Consider the following 15,064-nt stretch of genomic DNA (forward strand, 5'->3'; position numbering starts at 1 on the left):
CTGTTGCTGAAACACGCCAACCAAAGAATTTGTTTTCCAGGGAACCTTGGCCCCTTCCACTTTCTCTATCGTTCACCTACAGTGAAGACGGGTGCTGGCCGACATTGGCACGAACGGAGCAGAAACCCGGCGCGCTAAAGTGGTTCGCACTGCGGTGACCGCAGGACCCTCGCGGTCACCCGTGGACGGAAGGAGGCTCCATGGACGTGATTCGCAACTTCCTTGCGCGCTACGAGCAGACGCGCGAGGAGGACATGTCTCTCGAGGACTACCTCGAGTTGTGCCGGAAGGACCCCCTCGTCTATGCGACGGCGGCCGAGCGCATGCTCGCCGCCATCGGCAAGCCCGAGGTCATCGACACCCGGCATGACCCGCGGCTCTCGCGCATCTTCGGCAACAAGATGGTGCGCATCTACCCGGCGTTCAAGGATTTCTACGGACTCGAGGAGCCGATCGAGCAGGTCGTCTCCCACTTCCGCCACGCCGCGCAGGGGCTCGAGGAGAAGAAGCAGATCCTCTACCTGCTCGGCCCCGTCGGCGGCGGCAAGTCCTCCATCGCCGAGCGGCTCAAGCAGCTGATGGAGCAGGTGCCCTTCTTCGCCATCAAGGGATCGCCGCTGAACGAGTCGCCGCTGGGCCTGTTCTCCAACGACGAGGATGGCCCGTTGCTCGAGCAGCAGTACGGTATCCCGCGGCGCTACACGCAGAAGATCATGTCGCCCTGGGCCGTCAAGCGGCTCGAGGAGTACGGCGGGGACATCCGCAAGTTCCGCGTCGTCAAGCGCTACCCCAGCGTGCTGCGCCAGGTCGCCATCGCCAAGACCGAGCCGGGCGACGAGAACAACCAGGACATCTCCTCCCTCGTCGGCAAGATCGACATCCGCAAGCTCGAGCAGTACGCCCAGGACGACCCGGACGCCTACAGCTATTCGGGCGGCCTGTGCCTGGCCAACCAGGGGCTGCTGGAGTTCGTGGAGATGTTCAAGGCGCCGATCAAGGTGCTGCACCCGCTGCTCACCGCCACCCAGGAAGGCAACTTCAAGGGCACCGAGGGCTTCGGCGCGATTCCCTTCGACGGCATCGTGATGGCCCACTCCAACGAGAGCGAGTGGAAGGCCTTCAAGAACAACAAGAACAACGAGGCCTTCCTGGACCGCATCTACATCGTGAAGGTGCCGTACTGCCTGCGCGTGGCCGAGGAAGTGAAGATCTACGAGAAGCTGCTTCGCAACTCCTCGCTCAAGGACGCGATCTGCGCGCCCGGCACGCTCAAGATGATGGCCCAGTTCGCGGTCCTGACGCGGCTGAAGGAGCCGGAGAACTCCAGCATCTTCTCCAAGATGCAGATCTACGACGGCGAGAACCTGAAGGACACCGACCCCAAGGCCAAGAGCTACCAGGAGTACCGCGACTACGCGGGGGTCGACGAGGGCATGACCGGCATTTCCACGCGCTTCGCGTTCAAGATCCTGTCCAAGGTCTTCAACTTCGATTCGCACGAGATCGCGGCCAACCCGGTGCACCTGATGTACGTGCTCGAGCAGCAGATCGAGCGCGAGCAGTTCCCGGCCGAGACCGAGCAGAAGTACCTGGCCTACATCAAGGAGCACCTGTCGGCTCGCTACGCCGAGTTCATCGGCAAGGAGATCCAGACCGCCTACCTCGAGAGCTACTCCGAGTACGGCCAGAACATCTTCGACCGCTACGTCACCTACGCCGACTTCTGGATCCAGGACCAGGAGTACCGCGACACCGACACCGGCGAGATCTTCGACCGCTCCGCGCTGAACGCGGAGCTCGAGAAGATCGAGAAGCCCGCCGGCCTGTCCAACCCCAAGGACTTCCGCAACGAGATCGTCAACTTCGTGCTGCGTGCGCGCGCCAACAACAACGGCAAGAACCCGGTGTGGACCAGCTACGAGAAGCTGCGCACCGTGATCGAGAAGAAGATGTTCTCCAACACCGAGGACCTGCTTCCCGTCATCAGCTTCAACGCCAAGGCCAGCGCCGACGAACAGAAGAAGCACGAGGACTTCGTCAACCGGATGGTCGAGAAGGGCTACACGCGCCGCCAGGTGCGGCTGCTGTGCGAGTGGTACCTGCGCGTGAGAAAGAGCTCGTAAGGGCCGCACCGGGGAGGCAGCAGTGACCGGGCCGACCGCCAACAAGCTCCACCAGATCATCGACCGGCGCCTGTCCGGCAAGAACAAGTCGATCGGCAACCGGGAGCGGTTCCTGCGCCGCTACCGGGAGCAGATCCGCGAGGCCGTGCGCAAGGCGGTGGGCGACCGCAGCATCCACAACATCGAGGAGGGCGCCGACATCTCCCTGCCTCGCCGGGATGTCTCCGAGCCGGTGTTCCACCATGCGCCCGGCGGCAGCCGCGAGATGGTGCACCCGGGCAACCAGGAGTACGTGCGCGGCGACCGCATCCCCCGGCCCCAGGGCGGCGGGGGCGGCTCCGGCCGGGGCGAGGCCTCGCCGGACGGCCAGGGCGAGGACGACTTCACCTTCCGCATCACGCGGGAGGAGTTCATGAACTACTTCTTCGACGACCTGGCCCTGCCGCGGATGATCCGCACCCAGCTGCTGGCCGATGCGCCGGAGTGGAAGACCCGACGCGCCGGCTTCATCTCCGAAGGCAACCCGACCAGCCTGCATGTGGTGCGCTCGATGCGCGTTGCCCTGGGCCGGCGCATCGCCATGGGCGGCGAGGCGCGCGCCGCGCTGCGCGAGGCCGAGGCCCACCTGGCGCGCCTCGAGCAGCGGCCCGACACGCCGCCGCGCGAGCTCGAGCTGGCCCGCGAGGAGGTGGAGGCCCTGCGCGCCCGCCTGCGCCGCGTGCCGTTCCTGGACCCGTTCGACCTGCGGTTCCGCCACCGCGTCCGCGAGCCGCTGCCCACCAGCAAGGCGGTGATGTTCTGCCTGATGGACGTCTCCGGCTCGATGGACGAGGGCCGCAAGGACCTGGCCAAGCGCTTCTTCATCCTCCTGTACCTGTTCCTGTCGCGGCACTACAAGCAGACCGACGTGGTCTTCATCCGCCACCACACCCAGGCCGCCGAGGTGCCCGAGGAGGAGTTCTTCCACGCCACCGAGAGCGGCGGCACCGTGGTCTCCAGCGCGCTGGTGCTGATGAACGAGATCGTCCGTGAGCGCTACATGGGCAGCGAGTGGAACATCTACGGCGCCCAGGCCTCCGACGGCGACAACTGGCAGCAGGACTCCACCAAGTGCCGCGACCTGCTGGAAAACAAGCTGCTGCCCCTGTGCCGCTACTTCGCCTACGTGCAGGTGGCCGACGAGGACCAGAACCTGTGGGAGGAGTACGGCGCGGTGCGCGAGGCCCATGCGAACTTCGCCATGCAGAAGATCACCTCGCCCGAGCAGATCTTCCCGGTGTTCCGGGACCTGTTCAAGAAGCATCCGCAGGGGGCCGCATGAAGGACGACCTGCCCCGGGGTGCGGACCGCCTGCCCGCCGGTTCGGACTGGACCTTCGACCTGATCGAGACCTACTACGACGCGATCCGCGAGACCGCGGCGGGCTTCAAGCTCGACACCTACCCCGTGCAGCTGGAGCTGATCTCCGCCGAGCAGATGCTCGACGCCTACGCCTCGGTGGGCATGCCGGTGAACTACCGGCACTGGTCCTTCGGCAAGCAGTTCATCACCAGCGAGAAGAGCTACCGGCGCGGGCACATGGGCCTGGCCTACGAAATCGTCATCAACTCAGACCCGTGCATCGCCTACCTGATGGAGGAGAACACCCTGCCGATGCAGGCGCTGGTGATGGCCCATGCCTGCTTCGGCCACAACAGCTTCTTCAAGGGAAACTACCTGTTCCGCATGTGGACGGACGCCTCGTCCATCATCGACTACCTGGTCTATGCCCGCAGCTACATCGCCGACTGCGAGGAGCGCCACGGGCTGGACGCGGTGGAGGAGGTGCTCGACGCCTGCCATTCCCTCATGAACTACGGCGTGGACCGCTACCGCCGGCCGCAGCGCCTGTCGCTGGCGCAGGAGGAGGCGCGGCGCAAGGAGCGCGAGGCCTACCTGCAGCAGCAGGTGAACGACCTGTGGCGCACGCTGCCGCGCTCGCCGGGCAAGGAGGCGCGCAAGGAGCGGCGCCGCTACCCCGAGGAGCCGCAGGAGAACCTCCTGTACTTCATCGAGAAGAACGCGCCGCTGCTGGAGCCGTGGCAGCGCGAGGTGGTGCGCATCGTGCGCAAGGTCGCCCAGTACTTCTACCCGCAGCGCCAGACCCAGGTGATGAACGAGGGCTGGGCCACCTTCTGGCACTACACCCTGCTCACCTCCCTGTACGAGCAGGGCCGCCTGGCCGACGGCTTCATGATCGAGTGCCTGGCCTCGCACACCAATGTGGTGTTCCAGCCGCCGGTGACCGACCCGCGCTACAGCGGCATCAACCCCTACGCGCTGGGCTTCGCCATGTTCAGCGACCTGCGCCGCATCTGCGAGCACCCGACCGACGAGGACCGCGAGTGGTTTCCCGGCATCGCCGGCACGGACTGGCTCACGTCACTGGACTACGCGATGCGCCACTTCAAGGACGAGAGCTTCATCGGCCAGTACCTCTCGCCGCGGCTGATGCGCGAGTTCCGCCTGTTCACCATCGTCGACGACGCCACCCGCAGCGAGCTGGAGGTGGCCGCCATCCACGACGAGTCCGGCTACCGGCGGGTGCGCGAGTCGCTCTCGCGCCAGTACGACCTGAACTTCCGCGAGCCCTCCATCCAGGTCTGGAACGTGAACCTGCGCGGCGACCGCTCCCTGACCCTGCGCCACACCCGCCAGGGCGACCGCCCCCTGGACGACAGCGCCGAGGAGGTGATCAAGCACGTGGCGCGCCTGTGGGGCTTCAAGGTGCGCCTGGAGAGCGTCGATTCACAGGACCGGGTGGTCCAGCACTGGGAAGTGACGCCGCCGCCGCACCACAACGGCAATTGAGGCGCCGGCCGGCGTCGCGGACCCAGGTCGATACGACCACGATGACCAGCTTGATATTCATCAAGGGCGCAGGGTGATGACTTCTGTTCGAGCTTTGCAGGCCCTACCATGGATGCCCAAGCACAAGGAGAAGCCATGACCGAAAGCCAAGCCGCCGCACAGCGCGACAAGCTGATGTCCGACCTGAAGCTCGTGATCGAGGATGCGGAGGAACTCCTGCACCTCACCGCGGGCCAGACGGGCGAGAAGGTCGCCGAGATGCGCGCCCGCATCCAGGACCGCATGCAGCGGGCCCGCGCCGAGCTGGGCCGCCTGCAGGACGCTGCCGTCCACCAGGCGCGCCAGGCCGTCCGGGCGACGGACGAATTCGTTCATGAGCGACCCTGGACCTCGATCGGCATCGCCGCCGGCGTCGGCATGCTCGTGGGCATGCTGATCGCGCGCCGGTAAGCCGGCATGGGTGACCCGAAGGACGCCCCCGGCTTCCTGGCCTCCCTGCGCGCCTCGCTGGACGCGGGCCTGGAACTGCTCCAGGTCCGGCTTGCGCTCCTGGGCAACGAGCTCGAGGAGCAGAAGCTGCGTCTGGCCGAGGGCCTGGCGCTGACCCTGTTCGGCGCCATGCTGCTGGCGATCGCCACCCTGCTGGCCTGCGCCTTCGTGCTGGTCCTGTTCTGGGACAGCTACCGCCTGCCGGCGCTGGGCGTCATGACGGTGCTGCTCGGCGGCGGCGGCCTCTGGCTGCTGGCGGCCGGCCGGGAGCGGGTGCGCTCCAGCGGCTCGATGTTCCAGTCCAGCCTGGACGAACTGGCGCAGGACCGCGAGGCCCTGAGGCCGGCCCCGTCCGAGCCGCCGGAGGGCCGGTGAGCCGCGCCCTGCGTGACCTGCAGCGCCGCCGCGCCGTGCTGTGCGCGCGCAGCGGCATGGAGCGCCGGCGCCTGGCCGGCGAGCTCGCGGTGGTGGCCCAGCCCCTGGCCTGCGCCGACCGCGCCGTGGGCCGGGCGCGCCGGCTGGTGTCGCAGCCGGCCCTGGCGCTGGGCCTGATCGGCGCGCTCCTGGCGATCCGCCCTCGCCGCATCCTGAAGTGGTCGGGGCCGCTGCTGGCGGCCTGGCGCCTGTGGCGCGCCTTCCGCGGCCAGCGCTGACGCGCCGGGGTCCACACCGAACGCCCTGCCATCGCCCTTCGCCGGCCTGCCCGGCGCCCCTCGACGCCCTCAACCCCGGTTCTGCCGCTGCCGCGGCCGCCACCACTTGCGGCGTTCGCCGAGGCGCTCGAAGGGAAACAGGCTGCCCAGGTTGCCGGCCACCGACGAGAGCTGGCTGAGGCCGCGCCAGCCTTCCAGCAGGAATTCCTGGACCACCTCGCGCTCGCCCACCTCGCGGCCCTCGGCCACCCGCGAGAGCGCGTGCATCACGTACAGCCCGAGCAACGCCGAGGCGGCGAACAGGAAGTCCCAGTGGGCGAAACCGATCACCGCGAATTCGCCGCCGCCGCCGGGCGCGTTCCAGCGGATCACCGCGGACAGCTCGCGCGTGGCGGCGGCCTCGGCCAGGGCGCCGGCCAGCACCGGCGCCACGCCGCCGCCGAGGGCGCAGACCAGGCCGATGGCCGCGAGGTAGGCCGTGGCATTGGCCGCCGGCGCGAGCTTCAGCCCCAGGTTGCCCACGCCCAGGCCGATGCCTGCCGCGGCCACGCCCATGGCCACGTGCAGCAGGTGCAGCAGGGCCAGCCGCCAGCCCGGGTCGGCGACGCCGTCCACCGCCACCATCGCCAGCATCGCGCCGAAGTGCAGGGGCAGGGCCACGGCGAGGACGCCCTTGTTCGTCAGGCGGTCCGACAGCCGGCCCCACAGCACCAGCGTGAGCGCGTTGGCGACCTGGCTGACGACCCACAGGCGGGTGACCACGCCCAGCGGGTAGTCGAGCTGCTCCATGAGGAACACCGCGATGAAGGGCACGGCCAGGTTGGAGGCGATGGTCCAGGCGCCCAGGAACACCAGCACCCGGCGGAAGTTGCGATCGCGCAGCGGCGCGCGCAGGCGCGCGGCCAGGCCGGTGACGGGGCCGGCCTCCCGCATCTGCGGCTCGGGCGCGCGGGCCAGGTGGAAGGAGCTGACGAGCCCCGCCAGCGAGGCGGCCACGAAGGCCAGCGCGTAGGCCTCCAGCGGCGCGGCGGTGGCGGTGGCCGGGCGCGCCACCAGCGCGCCGGCGGCCAGCGTGCCCGCGCAGGACAGGGCGGTCGCCCAGAACAGCCGCCGCGCGAAGAAGCCGCCCAGCTGCGAGGGCGGTATGAGCTGGTGCAGCCAGGAGTTCACCGCGCAGCCGGCCACCGCGTGGAGCAGGGCGATGAGTGCCTGCGCCGCGAGCAGCGCCCACAGCGCGAGGCGGGGCGAGGGCAGCAGGGGCAGCAGCGCCATCGCGAGCAGCAGCAGGCGCGCCAGCGTCAGCAGGGTCACGCCGATCAGGCGGCGCCGGCGTACCCGTTCAACGAGCAGGGTGGCCGGCCACTGCGCCGCCTGGGTCACGAACGGGATCGCGGCCAGCAGCCCCACCTGCAGGGGCGTCGCGCCCAGCGCCAGGGCGAAGGCCACCAGCACGACGCCGCCGGAGAATGCGCCGGAGAGGCTGGCCCAGGCGAGGTCCTGCACCAGGGCGCGCTGGCCGGCCTGCAGCGCGCGGGGCGGGATGTCGGCGACCGGCCCCAGCACGCCGCCAGCGGGACTCATGGCCCCCAGCCCCCCGGCAGCCGGCGCTGGGCGTCGCGCAGCGCGTCGAGCAGCGGCTGGTGCACCACCCGGCCCATGCCGTTGGCGCCGTCGATATCCCACAGGCCCATGGGCAGCCAGTCGCGCGGGGCATGCCAGTCCTGCATGGCGAGGATCGGGTAGAGGCACACGCCGCGCAGCGGGATGCCCAGGGCGAGGATGCGCTCGACCTCGCGGGCCAGGCCGCGGAACCAGTCGGCGCGGTGCTCGCCCCAGTGCATGGTCTCGGTGATGAGGAGGTCGCCGCCATAGCGCTCCCAGACCCGGCGCACCAGCTCGGACAGCGGCTGGCGGCGCGGGTCGCCGTCGTGCAGCCATTCCTTGTGGCGGCCGTGGACCCACTGGCAGGTCCAGTAGTAGTTCACGCCGACCACGTCGAGCAGGGCGCGGCTGCCGCCCAGCTCGGGGTGCAGCCGCCCGCACAGGATGTCCCACGACTCGAACACGTGGCGTTCGTTGAACTCGCGCGCCGCGGCCACGGACTCGGGGCGGTCGTCCGGCGGCACCACCCGGCACAGCGGGTCGGCGTGGACGAAGCGCGCGCCGGGCACTTCGTCGCGGATGGCGCGCATGCCGCGCAGGGCCGCGCGCACCAGGGCCAGCTTGAGGTCCGCGGCCTGGCCGCGGCGGTGCGGCGCGAACTGCGCGTCATGGCCCGCGGCCCAGGCGAAGAAGGAGGGCTCGTTGACCGGCGTGAACCACAGCGTGCCCGCGGTGCGCCGGCGCAGGTGGCGGGCGCAGGCGGCGCAGTAGTCGGCAAAGCGCTCGGCGAAGGCCGGCGAGAGCAGGTCCAGGCCGGCGGGATAGCCGTAGTGGAACAGGTCCCAGATCACCTCCACGCCATGGCGCTGCGCCGCGCGCACCACCGGCTCGAGGCTGGTGAAGTCGTAGCGGCCGCCGCCGCGGTCCACCAGCGGCCAGCGCACCGCGTCGCGCGCGGCCAGGATGCCGACCTCGCGCAGGCGGCGGTAGTCGTCGTCCGCATGCAGGTCGTGCCAGGTGGCCGAGACCAGGTCGATCCAGTGGCCTTCTCGGTTGAATCCCGTGGCGCATTCGAAGCCGCCGAGGAAAAAGCTCTTGAACATGGGCGCGCGCGCTCCCCGGGCGAGGCATGGCCCGGCAGGGGGGAGGGGCAAGGGGCGTGCCTGGGGGATGCGTGCCGGCTGATCGAGGGCGGACGGGATGGCCCTGCCGAGTGACCGTTATTCAACGAGCGCGACCTGCGCGCCGTGAAATTTCTCGCCCACCTGATCGAAAGTCAGATCCAGCGCGGGCCGCGGACGAGCCGCGAGGGCAGAGAGCGACGCGAACGAATCGGGTCCGTGCTGGGCGGTGATGGCATGGCCATCGTGTTCCAACCGATCCTCGAAATCGCCGCGGAGAGGATGGCGGGCGGTGAAGCGCTGCCGCGGTTTACGTTGCATCCGCAACGCACCCCCGACGTCTGGTTCAGGGAGGCCGATGAAGCAGGCCTCCCTATCGAGCCGGAGGTGATGTCTGTTCAGAAGGCGACCGAAGCGTTTGATGCGCTGCCAGAGCCGCTGTATCTGGCCGTCAACGTCTTGCCGGCCACCGCGAAGAGCCGCGAGTTCCCAGGCTCCCTGGGTCGCCGTGACTTGAAAAGGGGCGTGCTCGAAGTGACCGAGCATTCGGCCGTATCTTGCGCGCGCTCGGTGTGACGTTCGCGCAAGGCTACTTTCTGGGCAAGCCCGGCCAACTTCCGACGGTGCATTAGGCACGGCCTGGCCACTGCCCACCTCCTGCTTGCCACCGATGCGGACGTCCGCGGGTTGAACGGGCACCCCTTCACCCGCCGGCCTGCAGGCGGGCGGCTCGGGCGGGCCAACCTCGCCCCGACGGGAGTCCCCGAACTGATGCAGCAGCGGGTGTTCGGGGACCCCGGCAATGACTCAGTTGTTGGTGATGCCCGCGGCCTTGATGACCGGGCCAAATTGCCTGCGATAGGCGGCGATCTGGTTCTCGAAGGCCTGGGCCGTGCCGCCCTCCACGGTGCCGCCAGACTCCTCGATGCGCTTGCGGATCGCCGGGTCCCGCAGGACCGCATTCACATCACGGTTGATCGCTGCAATGACGTGGGCTGGCGTGGTCCGCGGCGCGACGATGCCCCACCACAGCTTGCTCTCCAGGTTGGCCAGGCCCGACTCTTCCATCGTCGGGACGTCCGGGAGCATGGGCGAGCGGCTCTTGTCCATCACGGCCAGCGCCTTGAGTTTTCCTGCCTTCACGAACGTCTGGATTGGGCTGATGCCGGCCTCGTAGACACCGACCTAAGCTTCTCGAGTTTTCTCGAACTGGACGCTGCTCAGGCAGGAGCCCCTGGTGGCCCTGGTGCCGCAATCCCAGTCGCACCAGGAGCCGCTGGACCTGCTGCGAACCCAACCCTTCATACGCTATGACCGTTCGCTCGGCGGCGGCAAGCATGCCGACCGCTTCCTGCGCCAGCACGGCATCGAGCCGGCCGAGCGCTTTGAACTGAGCTCGCTGCTGGCGATCGCCATGATGGTCCATGAAGGCCTGGGCGTGTCCCTGGTGCCCGACATCGGCTCGCCCCTGACGGCCGGCCTGCGGGTGGCCTCCCTTCGCGTGGACGACAGCGGCGAGGCGCGCCGGTTCGGTGTGCTGTGGCAGCGGGGCTCGCCCAAGTCCCAGTTGATTTCGGCTTTCCTCCAGCAGACGCAATCGCAGGCCTGACATCCAGGCCTCGCCGCGTGGCGGGACACCCCCTCAGTCCAAGCCCTCCGGCGCCTCATCCCCGGAGGGCTCCAGCGGCGCATCCAGGGAATGCAGGAGCTGCCGGATCTCGCTTTTGACATGCTCCGAGCAATACCTCGCCAGGTCGCCGTGAAGCATGCGCAGGAGCACGTCGGTACGTGCGCAAAAGACATCGTCGTGGACAGGGCACATGGCGGACCTCCCCGGGGCAGAACGGATGGACCTAACCCATCCGTTAAGTGCACAACGATGGACGGACGGTTCCTGCCGACAAGGGGCTGAAGCCGTGCCGCCTGCCGCATCGGGTGCCCGGGCGATGCCCCCGGCTTCCAGGCCCCATGAAAAACGCCCGCGCAAGGCGGGCGTTCATTCAGCGAAGGCAGGCGCCGATCAGAGATCGCCCCACACTTCCTGCGCGGTCTCCACCACCAGGCGCAGCTTGGTGCGCTGGTCCTCGACGGCGATGTTGTTGCCGTGCACGGTGCTGGAGAAGCCGCACTGGGGCGACAGGGCCAGCTGCTCCAGCGGCGCATAGCGGGCGGCCTCGTCGATGCGGCGCTTGAGGTCGTCCTTGCTTTCCAGCTGGCCGAACTTGGTGGTCACCAGGCCCAGCACCACGGTCTTGCCCTTGGGCAGGTAGCGCAGCGGGCGGAAGTCGCCGGAGCGGTCGTCGTCGTACTCGAGGAAGTAGGCGTCGAGGTCCATTTCCTTGAGCAGGGCCTCGGCCACCGGCTCGTAGTTGCCGGCCGCGGCGTGCGTGCTCTTGAAGTTGCCGCGGCACAGGTGCATGGCCAGCAGCATGCCCTCGGGCTTCTGCGCCACCACCTTGTTGATGAAGGCGGCGTAGCGGTGCGGCAGCTCGTTGGGGTCGTCACCGCGCTGGCGGGCGGCCTCGCGCATCTTCTCGTCGCACAGGTAGGCGAGGTTGGTGTCGTCCATCTGCACGTAGCGGCAGCCGGCGGCGTAGAGGGCGCGCAGCTCGTCGCCGTAGGCCTTGGCCACGTCGTCGTAGAAGGCGGGATCCAGCTCGGGGTAGGCCTCGCGGCTGATGCCGGCGCGGCCGCCGCGGAAGTGCAGCATCGTCGGCGAGGGGATCGTCATCTTCGGGGTGCAGCCGGCCGGGGTCAGCGACTGCACGTACTTGAAGTTGTCGACCTCGATGTTCTTGGCGTGCGTGACCTTGCTGGTCACCTTCATCACCGGGGGCGCCAGGGCCTTGGTGCCGTCGGCATTGAGCACGCTGACCGGAATGTCGGCCACCACGCCACCGAGCTGCTCGAGGAAGTCGATGTGGAAGTAGGTGCGGCGGAACTCGCCGTCGGTGATGCTCTTGAGGCCCACGTCCTGCTGGAACTTGACGATCTCGGCGATCGCCTTGTCTTCCACGGCGCGCAGCTGCTCGGGGGTGATCTTGCCCTGGGCCTTCTGTTCACGCGCCTCGAGCAGGTATTGCGGGCGCAGGAAGCTGCCCACGTGGTCGTAGCGGGCGGGTAGTTTCATCATGGAGTCGTCTCCTCGGGGGACTGAAATGGAAAAGGGGGCCGAAGCCCCCGATCGTAACGCTGTGCCTCAGAGGTCCAGGACCAGCAGCTTGCCCTTGGCGCGCGAGCAGCAGGGGAGGAACTGGTCGTGGCAGGCCTTCTCGGCGTCGGTGAGGTACAGGTCGCGGTGGTCGACCTCGCCTTCCAGGACGCGGGTCAGGCAGGTGCCGCACACGCCCTGTTCGCACGAAACCATGATTTCCACGCCCTGGGCGGCCAGGGCGGTGCTGACCGGCTGGTCGGCGGGCACGGTGTAGGTCTTGCCGGTGGAGGCGATGCGCACCTCGAAGGCCTGGTCGCCGGTGGTGTCCTGCGGCGCGGCGCCGAAGTACTCCAGGTGCACGTGGTCGGCCGGCCAGCCCTGGGCCTTGGCCGTGTTCACCACGAAGTCGATGAAGCCGCCCGGGCCGCAGACGTAGATGCGGCTGCCGGCGGGGGCCTTCTTCAGGAGGGCGGGCAGGTCCAGCTTCTGGGCGGCGTCGCCGTCGTCCAGGTGCAGGTGGAAGCGCTCGCCGAAGGCCTGCATCTCGCCCACGAACGCGCTGCGCGCCAGCGAGCGGTTGCAGGCATGCAGCTCGAAGCTCACGCCGGTGGCGGCCAGGCGCTGGGCCATGCACAGCAGGGGCGTGACGCCGATGCCGCCGGCCAGCAGGATGATGTGCGGCGCGGCCACCAGCGGGAAGTGGTTGCGCGGCTCGCTGATGGTGAGCACGTCGCCCTCGCGCACCTGGTCGTGCATGGCGACCGAGCCGCCGCGCGAGGCCGGGTCGCGCAGCACGCCGATGCGGTAGTGGGTGGCATCGTGCGGGTCGTTGGCCAGCGAGTACTGGCGCACCAGGCCGCCGGGCAGGTGGACGTCGATGTGCGAGCCGGCGCTGAAGGCGGGCAGGGGGCCGCCGTCGGCGCGCGCCAGCTCGAAGCTGGCGATGCCCTCGGCTTCCTCGCGGCGCCGCAGCACCTTCACTTGGAGTTGGGTCATGGAGTCAGGCAGGAAAGGGCGGTCACAGGGCCGAGGGCGCCGGCTCCGTGGACTGCTCGGCGGCGATCAGCCGGTCGATGATACGGCGCGACTGCACGCCGCCGGCATCGATGTTCAGCATCAGCAGCTTGCGGTTCTTGTAGAGGGTGAGGTTGCGCTGCTGCGCCTCGAGCACCGCGGTGTCCTCGGCGAACACCTTGCCCTGGCCCTCGCGGATCTGGGCGGTGAGGTTGGTGTCCTTGGGGCTGAAGTTGCGGGCCATGCCCCAGAAGTACCACATCGTGGTCTCGGTCTCGGGGGTGATGAAGTCCACCACCGTGGCCGACACCTTGTACTCGGGGGGCGCGTCGTAGCCGCCCTTGCCGGCCACCGCCACGCCCACCTCGATCATGATGTGGCTGGGGGGCGTGAAGTGGCAGATCTGCCAGCGGTCCACCGGCTGGTGTTCGTCCAGGCCCTTGGCGCGCATGTTGGCGCGCCAGAAGGGCGGGGCGATCACGTTGTTCATGAAGCGGCTGGTGATGACCTCGTCGCCCACGGTCTTGGTCGACACCGGCGTCTCGTCGATCTCCTTCTGGCCGATGCTGGTGGTGTGCACATAGGTCTCGTGCGTGAGGTCCATCAGGTTGTCGACCATCAGGCGCCAGTCGCACTTGATGTGGTACAGGCCGCCGCCGTAGGCCCACTCGGGGTTGTCGGACCAGTGCGGGTGGTGGATGGTGGCGGGGTCGGCCTTGGCCGGGTCGCCGGGCCAGACCCAGATGAAGCCGTGGCGCTCGACCACCGGGTAGGCCTTGATGGCGGGGAAGCCGCCCACCCGCTGGCTCGGCATGGCGTGGGTCTTGCCGTCGCAGCCCATGACCAGGCCGTGGTAGCCGCACACCAGCTTGCCTTCGCAGACGTAGCCCAGGGACAGGGCGGCGCCGCGGTGGGGGCAGAAGTCCTCGAGGGCTGCGACTTTGCCCTCCTCGCCCCGGTAGAACACGATCTGCTCGCCGCAGATCATGCGGCCCAGGGGCTTGCTGTCGATTTCGTCGGGCGTGCAGGCGACGTACCAGGCGTTCTTCGGAAACATGGGAGTCCAGCGGTCAGTGAAGGGAAGGCCGCATTATGGTGTTCTGGATACTCGTTGTATACATTCACCTAGGGAAAACACTGATATTGGGGGTATGTTCGGGTTTGATCTGGGTCAAACGGTGATTTCTGCTGATACATTGAATACATGTCGAAGTCGACGGAACACGAAATCGCCCGCCCCGCCGAGTCCGAGCCCTCCGGCTCGCAGGCCGTGCGCGCCCTGTTGCGGCTGCGCGAGATGGTGCTGGCGGGCGAGCTGCCCTCGGGCAGCCGGATCGCCGAACTGTCGATCGTGGAGAAGCTGGGCGTCTCGCGCACCCCGATCCGCGCCGCCCTGCTGCGGCTGGAGCAGGAGGGCCTGCTCGAGGCCCTGCCCGCGGGCGGCTACGCCGTGCGCTCCTTCACCGAGCGCGACGTGCACGATGCGATCGAGCTGCGCGGCACCATCGAGGGCCTGTGCGCCCGCCTGGCCGCCGAGCGCGGCGTGGCCCCCGGCATCCTGGCCGACGCGCGCGAGTGCCTGGACGGCATCGACGCGGTGCTGGGCCAGCCCGCCCTCGACGACGAGGCCTTCGCCCGCTACACCGAGCACAACGAGCGTTTCCACAACCTGCTGTCCGAGATGGTGGGCAGCGGCACCCTGGCCCGCGAACTCGACCGGGTGGTGCGCCTGCCCTTCGCCTCGCCCTCGGGCTTCGTGGTGCTGCAGGCCAACTCGCCCCGCTCGCGGGACATGCTGATCGTGGCCCAGGACCAGCACCGCCAGGTGCTCGACGCCATCGAGGCGCGCGAGGGCGGCCGGGCCGAGGCCATCATGCGCGAGCACTCGCGGCTGGCGCAGCGCAACCTGCGCGAGGCGGTGGCGACCCGCAGCCTCGACCGCATGCCGGGTGTGCGCCTGATACGACAACGTGGCTGAGACGGACCGCCTCGGAGTACCATCCGCGAGCACCCGTCGCTCGGTCATAGCACGGCGTCGGAAATAGCAAACTGCAATAA

At 68.9% G+C, this 15,064-nt stretch carries 15 protein-coding genes; 9 read left to right on the forward strand and 6 right to left on the reverse strand.

Features of this window, described 5'->3' with window-relative positions; all coding sequences use genetic code 11:
- Nucleotides 1-200 precede the first annotated feature (200 nt).
- The 6 genes from ACT80S_RS11720 (at nt 201) to ACT80S_RS11745 (ending at nt 6,115) form a co-directional block, all read left to right on the forward strand.
- A complete protein-coding gene (locus ACT80S_RS11720; protein ID WP_377415903.1) occupies nt 201-2,123 on the forward strand; it encodes a PrkA family serine protein kinase in 1,923 nt (640 codons plus the stop codon).
- Nucleotides 2,124-2,145: 22 nt separating this feature from the next.
- Nucleotides 2,146-3,444, forward strand: coding sequence for a YeaH/YhbH family protein (locus ACT80S_RS11725; protein ID WP_377415905.1), 1,299 nt, complete (start codon nt 2,146-2,148; stop codon nt 3,442-3,444).
- Complete coding sequence (locus ACT80S_RS11730) at nt 3,441-4,973, forward strand: SpoVR family protein (RefSeq protein ID WP_377415907.1); 1,533 nt, start codon at nt 3,441-3,443, stop codon at nt 4,971-4,973. The genes ACT80S_RS11725 and ACT80S_RS11730 overlap by 4 nt, the downstream gene beginning before the upstream one ends.
- A gap of 135 nt (nt 4,974-5,108) precedes the next feature.
- Nucleotides 5,109-5,423 (forward strand): DUF883 family protein, encoded by a 315-nt coding sequence (locus tag ACT80S_RS11735; protein WP_377415909.1) that lies wholly within the window; start codon nt 5,109-5,111, stop codon nt 5,421-5,423.
- Nucleotides 5,424-5,429: 6 nt separating this feature from the next.
- Entirely contained in the window at nt 5,430-5,837 is a 408-nt protein-coding gene (locus ACT80S_RS11740) for a phage holin family protein (RefSeq protein ID WP_377415911.1), read from the forward strand.
- Nucleotides 5,834-6,115 (forward strand): YqjK family protein, encoded by a 282-nt coding sequence (locus ACT80S_RS11745; protein WP_377415913.1) that lies wholly within the window; start codon nt 5,834-5,836, stop codon nt 6,113-6,115. The genes ACT80S_RS11740 and ACT80S_RS11745 overlap by 4 nt, the downstream gene beginning before the upstream one ends.
- A 69-nt stretch (nt 6,116-6,184) precedes the next feature.
- Here ACT80S_RS11745 and ACT80S_RS11750 read toward each other — a convergent pair whose 3' ends face one another.
- Both ACT80S_RS11750 and ACT80S_RS11755 read right to left on the reverse strand, forming a co-directional pair.
- On the reverse strand, nt 6,185-7,696 hold the full coding sequence (locus ACT80S_RS11750; protein WP_377415915.1) for an MFS transporter: 1,512 nt from the start codon (nt 7,694-7,696) through the stop codon (nt 6,185-6,187).
- Nucleotides 7,693-8,820 carry a family 1 glycosylhydrolase gene (locus ACT80S_RS11755; RefSeq protein ID WP_377415917.1) on the reverse strand — a complete coding sequence of 376 codons (1,128 nt, stop codon included), beginning with the start codon at nt 8,818-8,820 and terminating at the stop codon, nt 7,693-7,695. Before ACT80S_RS11755 ends, ACT80S_RS11750 begins: the two co-directional genes overlap by 4 nt.
- 144 nt (nt 8,821-8,964) lie before the next feature.
- On the opposite strand from ACT80S_RS11755, the gene ACT80S_RS11760 reads away from it, so the two are divergent.
- Entirely contained in the window at nt 8,965-9,414 is a 450-nt protein-coding gene (locus ACT80S_RS11760) for a hypothetical protein (RefSeq protein ID WP_377415919.1), read from the forward strand.
- A gap of 231 nt (nt 9,415-9,645) precedes the next feature.
- On the opposite strand, the gene ACT80S_RS11765 is transcribed toward ACT80S_RS11760, so the two are convergent.
- A complete protein-coding gene (locus ACT80S_RS11765) occupies nt 9,646-10,002 on the reverse strand; it encodes a Bug family tripartite tricarboxylate transporter substrate binding protein (protein ID WP_377416325.1) in 357 nt (118 codons plus the stop codon).
- A gap of 52 nt (nt 10,003-10,054) precedes the next feature.
- Here ACT80S_RS11765 and ACT80S_RS11770 point away from each other — a divergent pair, with 52 nt between their 5' ends.
- Nucleotides 10,055-10,447 carry a LysR substrate-binding domain-containing protein gene (locus tag ACT80S_RS11770; protein ID WP_377416327.1) on the forward strand — a complete coding sequence of 131 codons (393 nt, stop codon included), beginning with the start codon at nt 10,055-10,057 and terminating at the stop codon, nt 10,445-10,447.
- A gap of 411 nt (nt 10,448-10,858) precedes the next feature.
- Here ACT80S_RS11770 and ACT80S_RS11775 read toward each other — a convergent pair whose 3' ends face one another.
- The 3 genes from ACT80S_RS11775 to ACT80S_RS11785 all read right to left on the reverse strand — a co-directional run bounded on the left by ACT80S_RS11775 (nt 10,859) and on the right by ACT80S_RS11785 (nt 14,063).
- Nucleotides 10,859-11,971 (reverse strand): 5-methyltetrahydropteroyltriglutamate--homocysteine S-methyltransferase, encoded by a 1,113-nt coding sequence (locus ACT80S_RS11775; protein ID WP_377415921.1) that lies wholly within the window; start codon nt 11,969-11,971, stop codon nt 10,859-10,861.
- A gap of 66 nt (nt 11,972-12,037) precedes the next feature.
- Nucleotides 12,038-12,988: a PDR/VanB family oxidoreductase gene (locus ACT80S_RS11780; protein ID WP_377415923.1), complete on the reverse strand. Its 951-nt coding sequence runs from the start codon at nt 12,986-12,988 to the stop codon at nt 12,038-12,040.
- Between the two features lie 22 nt (nt 12,989-13,010).
- On the reverse strand, nt 13,011-14,063 hold the full coding sequence (locus tag ACT80S_RS11785) for a Rieske 2Fe-2S domain-containing protein (protein WP_377415925.1): 1,053 nt from the start codon (nt 14,061-14,063) through the stop codon (nt 13,011-13,013).
- Nucleotides 14,064-14,210: 147 nt separating this feature from the next.
- Between ACT80S_RS11785 and ACT80S_RS11790 the strand changes: the two genes are divergently transcribed.
- Nucleotides 14,211-14,984, forward strand: a complete 774-nt coding sequence (locus tag ACT80S_RS11790) for a GntR family transcriptional regulator (RefSeq protein ID WP_377415927.1) — start codon at nt 14,211-14,213, stop codon at nt 14,982-14,984.
- Nucleotides 14,985-15,064: the final 80 nt, after the last annotated feature.

Source organism: Ramlibacter sp. MAHUQ-53 (genome assembly GCF_052600055.1).